We start from the raw sequence: 14856 nt of genomic DNA on the forward strand, positions 1-14856 counted from the left end.
TATGACGATATTGTTGAGCAGTGTTCCATTGCATGGAATCGATTTATTGCAGAGCCGGAAAGGGTGATTCAACTATGTTCTAGACGGTGGACAAAATTGACCAATTAATTAATGTAAATGGTATAAATCATGCACAACAACCAATATCGTTACTGCAAGCGTAATTGATATGTCTCTAAAACGCCTCAATAAAATGATTCTGTCAACATAAGGGTGAACGTAAAGATAAACGCAAACAGCGCACATTATTCATTACAAAAATCAGCCGAAGTAAATGCTCCGTAACGTGGTAAACTAGCGTCGATTAAATTAGCATCTTCTGCAACACCTAAAGCACACGAGGTTCACGTGGTATCGCCATCAAAATCCGACTCATCTCCAGTCTCTGCGGGTATTCCCCACTTAGCTATGCTAATCCCTATGCTGGCCGCTATTGTTGCCATCACGCCTTTAGCTATCGATATGTACCTACCGGCAATGTCCATCTTGGCATTAGGTTTTGATACCGACATCACCACAGTGCAGCAGTCACTCAGTATTTATCTTGCCGGTTATGCCTTAGGTATGCTGATTTTTGGCCCTCTTGCCGACAAAATTGGTCGTCGACCCCTAGTTATCTTTGGGTTGTTAGGTTTCACCATTATCAGTTTGTTAATTGCACTCAGTACCAGTATTGAACAGTTTTTGATATTGCGTTTTGCACAAGCTCTCATTGGTGCTGCGGCCACCGTTGTAGTACCGGGTTACATTAAAGAGATCTATGGCGACAATACTGCTAAAGGTATGTCTTATGTCAGCCTTATTATGATGTTAGCGCCATTACTTGCCCCAACGATGGGCAGTTTAATTATGGAGCTCGGCGATTGGCACCTTATCTTTTTAAGCCAAAGTTGTTATGCCATCACATTATTGGCGTTAGTATTATTCAAGCTAAAAATGCCCAGCGATAAAGACCTAGGCGGTCGTAGCCAAAAGACTTTTTTAGGCGGTTACTACACAGTCTTTGCTCGCAATGGTGTAAAACTGAATTTATCTAGCGGTGTATTAACGTCGTTTGCTTTCTTTTGTTACTTAACCGCTTCGCCATTTATTTACATGGAAGTGTTTAATTTAGATAAATCGCTGTTTGCGATTTTATTTAGCACCAATGTGGGAGCCTTGATGCTCGCCAACATTGTTAACTCTAGAGTGGTTACCCGGTTCGGATCTAAACGGATGTTGCATGTGTCAACATTCTTCGGGATTATTGCCGCAACGGGCTTGCTCGCGGTTAATTTACTTGATTTAAGCTATCACTTTACCGTATTAATGCTTATCCCTTTAATGGGTTCGCTCGGGGTAATGTCGGTCAATGCCGACGCCATTGTATTAATGAAGTTCAAACAAGAAACCGGCACCGCAACGGCCGTTATCGGCACGTTAAGATTTGGTTTTGGCGCAGTAGCAGGGCCATTGTTGGCGTATTTTTATGATGGTAGCGCCGTGCCCTTTTCTGCACTGATGCTTGGTTCAATATTGCTAGTTGGTGTATGTCAGTTTTTTCAAAGCACTTTAACTAGAACTGAATAACACCACATATTCCCGTCAGAACATTATGTAAAGGCCACTATTTTAGTGGTCTTTTTATTGCCTATTTGTTGGCTTTAAACATTATAAATAGCTTTCCTAAACGCCTATAACCGTACGTAAATATCAAACTCGCCACAACAACCAAAACCAGCCCATAAACATGAAATGATTTCAACCTTGATAAATAATTAACTAAAGGGGTTGCAGTAAAAATAAATTTACATAAGATGGAGGCTAGTTACTGATTCAGTAGCAATGAAACCAGCCATTGAATATTGCGACAGCAATTTCAATTTTCGAGTTTGAATTATCCTTCAAACTTATTGATTAAAACGATTACCGTCGTTGTATACAAGATACTGTTTACCATACGGTAACTTAACAAGGATTCATTTCATGGAAAAGCTTTCTGGCGCGAGTATGATCGTGCGCTCACTAATAGATGAAGGTGTCAGCCATATCTTCGGTTATCCCGGCGGTTCGGTGTTAGACATCTATGATTCTCTGCATAAAATATCTGGTATTGAACACATCCTAGTTCGTCATGAGCAAGCAGCTGTGCACATGGCTGATGGTTATGCCCGTGCAACTGGCAAAGTTGGTGTCGTGTTAGTCACTTCAGGCCCTGGTGCTACCAATGCTATTACAGGTATTGCCACCGCTTATATGGATTCAATCCCACTGGTTGTGTTGTCTGGTCAAGTACCGAGTAATTTGATTGGTAATGATGCTTTTCAAGAATGCGACATGATTGGTATTTCTCGCCCAATCGTTAAGCACAGTTTTTTAATAACAGACGCTAAAGACATACCAGAAACAGTTAAAAAAGCCTTTTTCATTGCCGCTACCGGTCGCCCTGGCCCTGTGGTCATTGATTTGCCTAAAGACTGTTTAAGCCCAGATATACTGCATGATTATGTTTATCCGGACAGCGTTAAAATGCGTTCGTATAACCCCACTACATCAGGTCATAAAGGCCAAATTCGTCGTGGTTTACAAGCCCTGTTAGCGGCTAAAAAACCAGTATTATACGTCGGTGGTGGCGCGGTTATTTCGGGTTGTGATGCACAAATACTTGCCCTTGCTGAACGTTTAAATATCCCCGTCGTGAGTACCTTGATGGGCTTAGGCGCGTTTCCTGGCACCCATAAGCAGAGTTTAGGCATGCTAGGGATGCATGGTTTATACGAAGCAAATATGGCAATGCACAACACCGATTTAATCTTTGGTATTGGGGTCCGTTTTGACGACCGCACCACCAACAATGTTGAAAAGTATTGTCCTAACGCAACCATTTTACACATCGATATTGATCCATCTTCTATCTCTAAAACAGTTCGGGTCGATATTCCAATTGTTGGCTCTGCCGATAATATTTTAGACGGCATGTTAGATCTACTTGATGAATCAAAAGATACTAATGATGCTACCGCGATGGCTGCATGGTGGAGCGACATTGAAATTTGGCGCTCACGCAAGAGTTTAGAGTTTGATCGCACAACAGATAGAATCAAACCACAACAAGTTATTGAAACATTGTACAAACTCACCAATGGTGATGCTTACGTGGCTTCAGATGTCGGCCAGCATCAAATGTTTGCCGCGCTATATTACCCGTTCGATAAACCACGCCGTTGGATTAACTCAGGTGGATTAGGCACAATGGGCTTTGGTTTGCCTGCGGCAATGGGCGTTAAAATGGCGTTCCCTGAAGCTACCGTGGTGTGCGTTACGGGCGATGGTTCTATCCAAATGAATATTCAGGAGCTTTCAACGGCACTGCAATATGATACTCCGGTTAAAATTATCAACCTAAACAACCGTTTCCTTGGCATGGTAAAACAGTGGCAAGACATGATTTATTCAGGTCGTCATTCCCATTCTTATATGGATTCTGTGCCTAATTTTGCCAAAATTGCTGAAGCCTATGGTCATGTTGGTATGAACATTAGTCACCCAGATGAACTTGAATCTAAGCTCGCTGAAGCGTTGGCGATGAAAGACAAGTTAGTGTTTGTTGATATCAGCGTAGATGAAACGGAACACGTTTACCCAATGCTCATTCGCGGCGGCGCGATGAACGAAATGTGGCTAAGCAAAACGGAGAAAAGCTAATGCGTCGTATAATTTCTGTATTACTTGAAAACCAACCAGGCGCATTGTCACGAGTAGTGGGATTATTTTCTCAACGTGGCTACAACATCGAAAGCTTAACCGTTGCGCCGACTGAAGATGTGACCTTGTCACGCTTAAATATTACCGTGATTGCCAATGAAAATATTCTTGAGCAAATTGAAAAGCAATTGCACAAGCTTATCGATATTTTGAAAGTGGCTAACATCACAGAATCGGCCTACATTGAACGTGAAATTGCGTTGGTGAAAGTAAAAGCCCAAGGCGAACAACGCGAAGAAGTGAAGCGAACAGCAGATATCTTCCGCGGTCAAATCGTTGATGTTACCGCCAATATTTATACGATCCAAATGGTTGGCACCAGTGATAAAATTGATGCGTTTATCCATGCTATTAGCGACACAACTAAGGTGATTGAAATATCACGCTCAGGCGTGGTCGGTTTAGCCAGAGGTGAAAAGTCAATGAGAGCCTAATGGCTTATTGATATAAAAAAGCAGAGCCCTATTGGACTCTGCTTTTTTATTGGCTATTTAGTGCTGAATGGCGTGATAACACGTTCACTGAATCATTAATTGAAATGATTCTTTAATAATAAAACGTTCAGCCCTCATGACGTTCAAATAACATAACCTCTAAAGCACATAACCTCTAAAGCACATAACCTCTATATCTTATGGCATTCAAACCTCAAAAAGTCCCGACGGTCTCAAACTTATCAGCCACCCCAATCGAACACGGAAACCTTCCTGTAATTTAACTGTATAAAGGGTTGATCACTACCGGCTTAGCTTCAACAATATAGCGATACTCAGCATTGCCACTCAATTGGTCAAACGGATAACAGGTTATCAAGGTTAAATGACTTTCAGCTGTGGGAGCCAGCACATCTAAGTCGGTTTCATGCACCACATGCGTGGTAGTAATTTGATATAACACTCGCTCACCTGCAGTGCTATAAAGCTCAATCATGTCGCCAATCTTAACGTATTGTAAACGCATAAAATGACTGTCTCGATGGCCGGCAATAATCATATTGCCCTGCTCACCCAACGCCGCCCCCGCTAACATTAACCCAGGCCCAAAGGCTAAATTACGCCCAGAGGCCCCTGCTAATACGTACAAGTCACTGCCTAAAGGTTGCAAGCTATCATTGTGTTGTTGCAACACACGCATCTTAGCTACCGGATGAGTGTCTGCCCAAGACCAGGGTTTATGTGGTTGGCTATCTGCCAAGGTTTTTTCAAAAGCCCGTTCAATTAAAAACTGGGCAAAATGGGCTTTAGCTTGCATATAACCTCCCTGTAATAATAATGCACATCCCAGTACGCTTAGAAGCACAATCACAATCCAATGCTTGGTCGGTGATATTGTTCTCTGCATATTTCCGCTCCTGTTTAATCATGTGATTCAATCACTAACAATTGGCCTGGTAAGCGTTGTCTTAACCATAAATAGTGCAACAATCCTAAGCCTAATAAACTAAAACCAATTAATAACCATAATCGACTAGCGGTACCGGTTTGTGGCAATACTTGCGACGATTGAGCTGCATTTAATCCATGGGGCATATGCGGCTGTAACTGCACATCTATTGGATTATCAACCAATGGGTTAACCGGAGTGACATCAACAGCAACTAAACTGGTTTGACTGGTCACTAAATGGTATAGCAAGCCTAATGCTTCTACTTGCTTATTGACGCGGTCGCGGCTGGCATTGTCTTTATAAAGCTCAAGTGATGTTATTTGCGCATTTGCCCATAATAAATCAATGCCTTTAGCTGCTTGGTTTTCTTCAAAATCAAGTTGTTGCTGCCAATACTGACCATTAATGCTGCCAGACACTATGATAGGCTGTTGTTGGTGTGACGCCGATTTAATGCTTACCCAAAGGGGTTCATTTTGGTATAAATCACTAATGGTGGTCGGCCAATAATCCGGTACGCTGCCATCAAGATAGTACAAACCAATATTGGTCAACACGGGTTGCTCTATTTTATTAAGTAATTGCTCAATTTTTTGCTGCACTTCAGACTCTTTGCCAATGTAGGTAAATGTTCCTCGCCCCATTGTTGCCGCTCGGCGCATAAAATCTGAGTTCGGCGCAGAGCCAATACCAACCGTAAATAATCGGCTGTCACCTAACTGATCGTTAATAAGCTGATACAACTCATGTTCATTGCCAGCGGCACCGTCGGTCATAAAAATCACTTGGCGTAGCATTTCACTGTGGGCATCGATTTGATCAAAATCTTGCTGTACGCTGTCCACCAACGCAGTTTGTAATGCAATGCGCATTTCGGTGCCGCCATCAGCGTCTAATGACTGAATAAATCGGTTTGCTTTGCCAATATTACGGCTATTAGCAGACAATGGAGTGGCAGATAACATTGTTACGTCACTATTAAATTCAATAATATTAAAGCTGTCTATGTCACGCAGTCCCGCTAGTGCGAACTGTAATGCTTGCTTGGCTTGAGTGATAGACTGGCCTGACATAGAACCAGACGTATCGATAACTAAAATCAGTTCTCTGGCAATAAGGTGTTGCTCGCTTACTTCCACACTCGGCGGCATTAACATCACTAGCGAGTACATATTGTTATCAACCGGATTAGGTTGTCTTTGTGCAGTTTCTGAACGCTCATCGCTATTGTCAGCTACATGGGTTTTACCGGTTTGATAAAACGTCGCAGCTTGTGGTACTGCGCCAACATTAGCTTGCCATTGCAATACAAAATCACGGTCGGAAATTTGTTTGCCGGCAAAGTTAACACTGTAATGATTACCTACATTAGATTGCTTAATCGGATGATAGAGACTGTCGAGTGACGTTAATTCAAAACCAGCATCAATGTTCACCTGCATCTTTACATCTAGTGCAGGCCTGACGTGCTTAACAGTTGTCGCAGTATTAGCACTCGATGGCATGGCCAATGGCAGCTGCTCGGATATGTGCTCAGCTTGCGGGTTATAACGCGGCGTTATCGCTAATGGAAAACGTAAACTAAACAGCCCATCACGATACTCAACCTTTTGTTGATAACTAATTTCGACCACGAGTTGTTCGTGTGGCCCTAAATTGGCCACATCTGAGGTAAACAAATTGCGTCGTTGTTGCTGTAACAAACTCGCTTGCTTACCTTGTTTTTTGGCGTTTTCAAAAGTCTGTAATGCTTGTTTTTTAGGTTGAATTTGTCCTGCTATGACTTTGTCGCCAATGCGTAACTGCATGCTATCGACCGCTGCATTTTCAGGTAACGGGAATAAGTATCGCCCATTCACCCATTGATCAGAATCATTGATAAACACTTGCTTAACCGTGACCCGATTGAGTAATCCCGACACATCCATGCTCACTTGTGTATCTAGCGCAAAAGCTTGTATTACTTGATTTTGTTGAAAGTACTCTAATGTGCCTTGAGTGATATCGTCTTCTTGATATCCAGACGGTGATGCAAATGCCGTTGTAATACTGGCATAAATGACAAACAACAAACCAAAACACAGCGATTTACAAACATTTTTAATAGACAAATGTGAGATTAAAAACAACGGACGCATACTAGCTCCTCACCCATTTAGGCTACAACATCAATGTTTGCGCCTAGATGGGTAATATTCAAAACAAAAAGGAAAATCGACGTGTAAATTTAGTTAGCAGCAAGTTCAGCACCTGGGGCTAATAACTTGAGCGTCACGCGACGATCAAAAAAGTCGTTTTCAAAGTTTTGTTCCTGGTGCATTGGCAACGTTGAACCATAAGCCTGTCCATGCAAACGCTCGCGGGCAATGCCTTGGGTAACTAAGTATTGTGTCACTTCGGCTAAACGCTGTTCAGACAAGGCTTGGTTGAAATCATTATCACCACGTCGATCGGCATAACCGGTTAAATCAATGGTTAATTCTGGTGACAAGCTCATCATGTAAGCCACATTATCTAATTGTTGTTCAAATAACGGCTCAATATGGCTCGATCCGGTTTTAAACTGCACATTCATCCCAATGGTTAACTCATTAAGTGTTTGTTGTTGATTCGCTTTTTGTTCAGCCAAGTTAGACTGTAATTGATAATATTTCTCCGACACTTGCTCCAACGACTGCTGCTTAGTACTCAATGCCATTAATTGCTCATTAGTTTGCGTTAATTTTTGCTCTTGCTGCACCAATTGTTGTTTCTGGACACTGAGTTCAGCTTCATCGCCGACCGACTTACCAATAAACGTACCGGTAAATGCACCAATAATGGCACCCACTGGGCCGCCGATAACTGCGCCAAGTAAAATCCCAGAACTCAAACCCACTAGCTCTTCTGTGTGTTCGCGCTCTTCGCTCATGTCATTGTCATTTGCCCAACTGACGTTTGAAATCATCATGGTAGAAATAATTGTTGCGGCAATAAGTTGCTTTTTCATAAAGAATCCCTTTTAGCGGTTGTTTAAAGTGGTTGTTAAAAAATGATGGTTATCATCAATACATGGGTTAATGCGTTGCTGATTAACTCTATGTCGCTATTAAACACCTCATAGGTGGCTTTATTGGGGAGCAAAAATGGCAATGTGGCGATCAAATGTGGCAACAATATGGCAATTGCCGTCAACGGCTTTTTTGGACCATAAAATCCTGTATAGTCAGCACTGTATCTATTTATCAGCCTATTAATTGAAATCATCCCATGAAACGAATTGCCATTGTTGAAGACGAAGCCGCTATCCGCGAAAATTACAAAGATGTCCTGCAACAGCAAGGTTATAGTGTTCAAGCCTATGCAAATCGCCCCGCAGCCATGCTCGCCTTTAATGCTCGCTTACCAGACCTAGCCATTATTGATATTGGTTTAGAGCATGAAATAGACGGCGGTTTTACCCTATGCCAGGCACTGCGTGCAATGTCGAGCAGCCTACCAATCATCTTTTTAACCGCACGCGACAGTGACTTTGACACCGTGTGTGGTCTGCGTTTAGGGGCGGATGATTATTTAACAAAAGAAGTCAGTTTCCCCCATTTAATGGCCCGTATCGCGGCCTTATTTCGCCGTTCAGAATTAATCGGTTCAAGCCCAATAGAAGACAACTTACTTGAGCGCGGCCACCTCACCATCGATGGCAATCGCATTCAGGTATATTGGAAATCGCAACCCATTGAACTGACCGTGACCGAGTTTTGGATGGTTCATGCCATGGCCAAACATCCAGGACATGTGCGCAGCCGTCAGGATTTAATGCAAGAAGCTAAAATTTACGTCGACGACAGCACAATCACCTCGCACGTTAAGCGCATTAGGAAAAAGTTTATCGTTATCGACGCTGAGTTTGACTGTATCGATACCGTTTATGGCATGGGCTACCGCTGGGACAATATCTAACAGATGAATTTACCGATAGGGCTGCGTGCCAAGGTCGTCATTTTGTCGCTGTTTTTACTCTGCCTACCATGGCTTGGGTATGAATATGTGTGGGAAATGGAAAAGTACCTGCGTTATGGCCAAGAAAAAACCCTTGAAGGCACCACTCAAGCGCTTGCTACGGCGCTACATGAGCGACCAAAGTTATTTGACAACCAAGCTAGCTTTTTAAACCAAGTCGAGAAAGGCCGCGACTTATACGCCTACCCGTTAGCTGGGCCCATTCAACTCGACGGTAAACTGAGTGACTGGGACTTATACCAACATCGCACCCTTAACTATTCGGACAAACATGTTATTTATCAGCTCAGCGAAACTGAGCCAATCGATATTAGCTTTAGCCATATGGTGGGCAAATACGGCGGCTATTTATACGGATTTTTCAACGTCAATGACCCGAACCTGATTTTCCGTAACCGTAAAAGCTTACGCATTGATAGAAACGATCACTTAGTCATGGCGACTCAATCACCAGACGGTCAGTTCAGGCGTTATATTATTGCCAATACCAAAAGTGGTTGGCTTAGTGCGTTTGAATTACCCGCCGACCCCAGCCAATCGATGCCCGTTACCCCCGAGTCACGCATTCAAGGCCAGTGGTTAAAAACAGCCAAAGGATACAATATTGAATTTAGACTGCCACTTGAAATGGTAGGCAGTAAATTAGGTTTTGCGATTCATAATGTAAACGATACAAAAACACGTCAATTAGTGAATGTTATTGGTACCTCAGCCACCGATTCAGTAGCCAGTTTAGGTACGGTATTAGTGCCCTCGCCTGAAATTGAAAATATCATTAAAGGCATGAGCCACAATAGCTCACGTATTTGGGTAGTGGATAATCATGGCCGCGTACTGGCAAAATCTGGTGATATTCGTTCATCGTCCAACACCTGGGCAGATGATATCGAGGTCAATCAACCTGACTCGTTTTGGCTGCATTTTAAGCAGCAATATATTCTGCCGTTGTACTACAAAATATTGACTCGTCCGCCACAAGACTTTATCGATTCACTGCAAGACTCAACTGAACTCACTGGCAGCCATATTGAAAAAGCCTTAAGCGGCAAACAAGGCTCTACATGGCGCTTAACCCCAGACAACAAAGCCGTAGTATTAGCCGCTGCAAGCCCTATATGGATTGACGATAAAGTCATGGGAGTCGTTATTGCAGAAGAAACCACTCACGGCATTCGCAGCCTGCGTAACCGCGCACTGGAAAAACTGTTTAACGTTATTTTGACCATTATGAGCATGGGCACATTAGCCTTGTTTATTTTTGCCTCGAGTATTTCAAGCCGCATCCGCCGTTTACGTGATCAGGCCGAACTCGCTATCGACAGCCAGGGCCGAGTAAGACAGCAAATTGTCGCATCCAAAAACCGAGATGAAATAGGTGACTTGTCACGCAGCTTTTCAAGTATTGTCAGTCGCCTAGGACAATACACTCATTATTTAGAAAACATGTCGTCACGTTTATCGCACGAACTGCGTACCCCTGTTGCCGTGGTGCGCAGCTCACTTGAACACTTAGGCTTGCAACAACTGGACGAGCAATCACAAAAATATGTTAGCCGCGCCCAAGAAGGTGTCAGCCGCTTACACCTTATTTTAAATAACTTAAGCGAAGCAACTCGTCTTGAAGCCAGTTTGACACAAGCTGAAAGCTGTCGTTTTTCATTAAAGAAAGTGATTAGCGGTTGCATGCAAGGCTACCAAATTACTTATCCAGACCAACTGTTTGCTGTTCACATTGAAGACAAAGTTATGTTTTGCGACGGTGTGCCGGAATACATCGCCCAATTAATGGATAAACTGATCAACAATGCCATTGAATTTCATCAGCCCGACAGCGCCATCACCGTCAGCCTGACCCAATATCATAAACCGGCAATATTAAAAGTCAGTAACATCGGTCCCTTACTGCCAAAAGACATGAACAGCCAAATTTTTGAATCTATGGTGTCTATCAGGCCTCAAGGTATTAATGGTAAGCCTCATCTTGGTTTAGGCTTATACATTGCCCGATTAGTTACCGACTTCCACCATGGCAGCATTAAAGCAACCAACATGATAGAGAACGGCATTGAAGGGGTTGAAATATGCCTGACGTTACCCTTGAGTGATGAAAAATAGTCAACCACAGCATTTAGGCGCTTTTATTTAGGTTTGTTGGTGCTAGGATGATGAATATCAGTAAATCATTCACCGTAGCGCATTTATCCATGTCATTGATATTTTGCTAATAACATTAGCTAAAACATAAACCGTGGACTCTACACATAATGGAAATAAAAATATGAGCAAAGACGATAAACTGGCCACCCAAATTGTTAGCGTTGGCCGCGAAAAAAAGTTCACTAAAGGCATTATTAATCCACCTGTATTTAGAGCATCTACCGTGGTGTTCGACACCATGGATGAGATGCGTTTTGCGATTAAAAACAAAACCAACGGTGAAATGTTTTACGGTCGTCGCGGCACCCCAACCCATTTTTCATTTCAACAAGCCATATGTGAACTTGAAGGTGGTGCTGGCACTGCGTTATACCCTTCTGGTGCGGGCGCGATCAGTAGCGCTTTGTTGTCATTTTTAAAAAGTGGCGACCATTTATTAATGGTCGACACCGCCTATGAACCAACGCGCGATTTATGCAATAAAATGCTGGCAGGTTTTGGTATCGAAACCACCTATTACGACCCAATGATTGGCGCAGGCATTCGTGAGTTAATTCGTCCTAACACCAAGGTATTATTTTTAGAATCACCAGGTTCTATCACCATGGAAGTTCAAGATGTACCAACGCTTAGCCGTATCGCTCACGAACATGATGTCATTGTAATGCTGGATAATACCTGGGCATCACCGATTAATTCTCGTCCATTTGATATGGGTGTCGACATCTCTATTCAAGCCGCCACCAAGTACATTGTCGGCCATTCAGATGTCATGATGGGTACCGCCACTGCCAATGAACAACATTGGGAACAACTGCGCGAAAACAGTTACTTAATGGGCCAAACTACCTCGCCGGATGACGTCTATTTAGCTGCGCGAGGCTTACGTACCCTAGGGGTACGTATGGCACAACATAATAAAAATGCCTTAAAAGTGGCGAATTGGTTGGTGACTCGTGCAGAAGTGGATCATGTCCGTCATCCAGCATTTGATACTTGCCCAGGTCACGAGTTTTTTAAACGCGATTTTAGCAGCGGTAACGGTTTGTTCTCATTTGTACTTAAGCAAGGCGACTTAGCGTCAGTCACAGCTTTTGTTGAAAACATGGACCATTTTAAAATGGGCTTTTCATGGGGCGGTTTCGAAAGCTTAATCTTAGGGGTATTCGGTATTAACAATATCCGTACTGCTACCCAATGGGACAGCAGTAAACCATTAATACGCTTACACATTGGACTTGAAGATGCCGACGATTTAATTGCCGATCTCGATGCTGCCTTTAGTCGATATAATGCAATATTACAGAAATAGCCATTACTCATTATTGACGGTAAAATCTGTACACTGTTTCTAAAAAAACGTTTATGGAATGTTCAAACGATAAGGAAATAAATGAATATCATCAAATTAGTCATACTCAGCCTGTGCATTAGCATTGGCTATTATGCATTGAGCATAGTGGCAATCGGCCAGTCTGCTGCCGGCAACTTATTTTGGCGATTAAATAGCAGTGAATATCCATTACTGGCTCACCTTGCGCAGAACTTTATTGGTATCGGCTTAGCCGCGTTAATTCCTGCATTTCTAGTCAAAAGTTACGAGGCAGCAAGACAATGGATAGCCATCACCATAGTGATTTTAGGTGCTATGTTATTGCACGGCAATATTCATTACATGCCATGGGATCCTATGGGTATTGTGAGGTTTGTAAACAACACCTTGTTTTACGGTGATATCGGTGCAAAAGTGCTGTTTTTCTATATCTTACTGCTCCCTGTATTGTGGTTGTTACTGCTTAAACGTATAGCTCGTATTTAACAAAACCCGAATTTGGGCGCTAAACCAAAACAGATTTAACACACCTTACTAGTTAGGATGACCAATAATCTAAGCCCTGAGCCATTATCGTCTCAGGGCTTTTTTACTCTCAATAAAAGCTATTGAAATAATCACTAAGCATTTAGCGAAACCGTTGTTCAAAACATACTTTTGGTCACTGTGAAAATGATAAAAATCTCAGCGTGCTCATGCGATGATATCGCCCGCCAAATGTAAATTACTCAACCAATGAAATGTAATCTCACCCTAGTCGGTCTTATTAAGTACACCAGCATTTGCCAACTAGGGTATGACTATGTGTAGCACACCAAAAACCAGTCTAGCCGCCAAGCCCAAAGTTCCCTTTCGAAGCTTTATGGCCAGCATGACATTGGCACAACGACAACAGTTCGCCGAAGTCGCGAACCGTGCCGATGAACGGCGCAAAATAAGAGAAGATCGACTTAAAGGTCAATCTAATAGCAAAAGTGCAGTAAGGGCATCAAACTCGACTGGAAACCAAAACATGCCATTGATGAAAAAGCTGCTTCAATTTTGTAAGCAACACATTGTGATATAAGCCAATATATCTTTAATGGCTAAACGGCTTATTGCAGATTAGTCTTCTAGTATTGAGATAAAAATTCTGTCAGCATTCCACAGTTCAATGATCTTGCGAGTCTTCTTTGAGTTCCAAAAACATTTTCCAAACAAAATAATCCCCGCTCCTTCTAACTGACGCCCTTCCGATACATTGAAACGTTTCAATATTATCGATTTATATTTAGAGATAGGAATGCCAACATCAGTACAATCAGATGGATTCAACCAATCAAGCTCTTTATCTAGATGTGAAATAGTACCCCAGTACATTTTAGGCTTTGCCTCTTTGGCATTAGCATTTGGCTCAGCCTCAGCAAAGTTAACAAATAAATTCTTGGCTTTAAATTTATAACCCGTATCAAGCTCAATCAAAGTACTCGATTCAGCTAAGTCGCTGCCGCGCATTAAGCTATTGAGGATTTTCTCTAGCCCTAATACTTTGACCTTAGCTTGTTCATTGCTGCCAGCATGTTTGCGACTGGCATTATCGATTTTTGGGAGGCGGGTTGAGATGAGGCTTGATGTGGCGGCGACAGTTTGCACCTCTGTAACTGGCTTTTTGCTGTTTGATAACATGAAATCAATGCTAATAATATCAGCATCAGAAATGACCTTATTCACTTCTACACTATGTCTGGTCTCTCGGTCTCGTTGAGTTGAAGGATGGCCTTCATCGCATCCTGCAACATGATATCGAGAGCCAAAACACGCCGCTTTACCGTCTGAGCTTATCTTACGATAGTAAGCCTTTCCTTCGCACTCTGGGCATTGTAAAAACTGCCTACATTTTTCAATTTCAGTTTCAGGTAACGCCTGAAATTTCAAAATTGAAAAAGTGTGTCTTTGCCCACCATAAGTACAAACAGCATCAATCATTTAATACCCACATCATCTATAAAAACGGACCTTTAACATTCGCGATAAAGGAACCTTTAAGCCCAACAGAACAATATCAAGTTATTAATAGGAATACTATTTTACAATAGTCACATTGGCCATTCCTTTGGCAGATATTAGAAAATTGAACTTAACAGGCTAGAATCAGCCCATGAATTTGGCTGTTAATTGATTGTGGTTTGATCAGCGCGACTATCCATAATAGACATAATTCAAATTGGAGTGAATCCACCAGCGACTGACAATATGAT

12 protein-coding genes and 1 pseudogene are annotated in these 14856 nt (G+C 42.4%); 9 read left to right on the forward strand and 4 right to left on the reverse strand.

What is annotated here, in order from left to right; genetic code table 11:
• From H5181_RS13150 to ilvN, 4 genes and pseudogenes are all read left to right on the forward strand, one after another.
• Nucleotides 1-108: pseudogene (locus H5181_RS13150) on the forward strand (IS630 family transposase); the annotation flags it as partial.
• Nucleotides 109-408: 300 nt separating this feature from the next.
• Nucleotides 409-1569 carry a multidrug effflux MFS transporter gene (locus H5181_RS13155; protein ID WP_049763580.1) on the forward strand — a complete coding sequence of 387 codons (1161 nt, stop codon included), beginning with the start codon at nt 409-411 and terminating at the stop codon, nt 1567-1569.
• Between the two features lie 396 nt (nt 1570-1965).
• Nucleotides 1966-3684: an acetolactate synthase 3 large subunit gene (locus H5181_RS13160; protein ID WP_011637095.1), complete on the forward strand. Its 1719-nt coding sequence runs from the start codon at nt 1966-1968 to the stop codon at nt 3682-3684.
• A complete protein-coding gene (gene ilvN / locus H5181_RS13165) occupies nt 3684-4178 on the forward strand; it encodes an acetolactate synthase small subunit (RefSeq protein WP_182751247.1) in 495 nt (164 codons plus the stop codon). The genes H5181_RS13160 and ilvN overlap by 1 nt, the downstream gene beginning before the upstream one ends.
• Before the next feature lie 280 nt (nt 4179-4458).
• On the opposite strand, the gene H5181_RS13170 is transcribed toward ilvN, so the two are convergent.
• From H5181_RS13170 to pdsO, 3 genes are all read right to left on the reverse strand, one after another.
• Nucleotides 4459-5085 carry a class GN sortase gene (locus H5181_RS13170; protein ID WP_182751248.1) on the reverse strand — a complete coding sequence of 209 codons (627 nt, stop codon included), beginning with the start codon at nt 5083-5085 and terminating at the stop codon, nt 4459-4461.
• 14 nt (nt 5086-5099) lie between these two features.
• Entirely contained in the window at nt 5100-7268 is a 2169-nt protein-coding gene (locus H5181_RS13175) for a marine proteobacterial sortase target protein (protein ID WP_182751249.1), read from the reverse strand.
• Nucleotides 7269-7357: 89 nt separating this feature from the next.
• On the reverse strand, nt 7358-8119 hold the full coding sequence (gene pdsO, locus H5181_RS13180) for a sortase-associated OmpA-like protein PdsO (RefSeq protein ID WP_182751250.1): 762 nt from the start codon (nt 8117-8119) through the stop codon (nt 7358-7360).
• 260 nt (nt 8120-8379) lie between these two features.
• Here pdsO and pdsR point away from each other — a divergent pair, with 260 nt between their 5' ends.
• From pdsR to H5181_RS13205, 5 genes are all read left to right on the forward strand, one after another.
• Entirely contained in the window at nt 8380-9069 is a 690-nt protein-coding gene (pdsR, locus tag H5181_RS13185; protein ID WP_011637090.1) for a proteobacterial dedicated sortase system response regulator, read from the forward strand.
• A 3-nt stretch (nt 9070-9072) separates the two neighbouring features.
• Entirely contained in the window at nt 9073-11244 is a 2172-nt protein-coding gene (gene pdsS / locus H5181_RS13190) for a proteobacterial dedicated sortase system histidine kinase (RefSeq protein WP_182751251.1), read from the forward strand.
• Nucleotides 11245-11407: 163 nt separating this feature from the next.
• Nucleotides 11408-12598: a cystathionine beta-lyase gene (locus H5181_RS13195; protein WP_123884556.1), complete on the forward strand. Its 1191-nt coding sequence runs from the start codon at nt 11408-11410 to the stop codon at nt 12596-12598.
• An 81-nt stretch (nt 12599-12679) separates the two neighbouring features.
• Entirely contained in the window at nt 12680-13105 is a 426-nt protein-coding gene (locus H5181_RS13200; RefSeq protein WP_182751252.1) for a hypothetical protein, read from the forward strand.
• Nucleotides 13106-13421: 316 nt separating this feature from the next.
• Entirely contained in the window at nt 13422-13685 is a 264-nt protein-coding gene (locus tag H5181_RS13205; RefSeq protein ID WP_182751253.1) for a hypothetical protein, read from the forward strand.
• Nucleotides 13686-13723: 38 nt separating this feature from the next.
• Here H5181_RS13205 and H5181_RS13210 read toward each other — a convergent pair whose 3' ends face one another.
• Nucleotides 13724-14584: a hypothetical protein gene (locus H5181_RS13210; protein ID WP_182751254.1), complete on the reverse strand. Its 861-nt coding sequence runs from the start codon at nt 14582-14584 to the stop codon at nt 13724-13726.
• Nucleotides 14585-14856: the final 272 nt, after the last annotated feature.

The organism is Shewanella sp. SG44-2, from assembly GCF_014164215.1.
GTDB lineage: Bacteria > Pseudomonadota > Gammaproteobacteria > Enterobacterales > Shewanellaceae > Shewanella > Shewanella frigidimarina.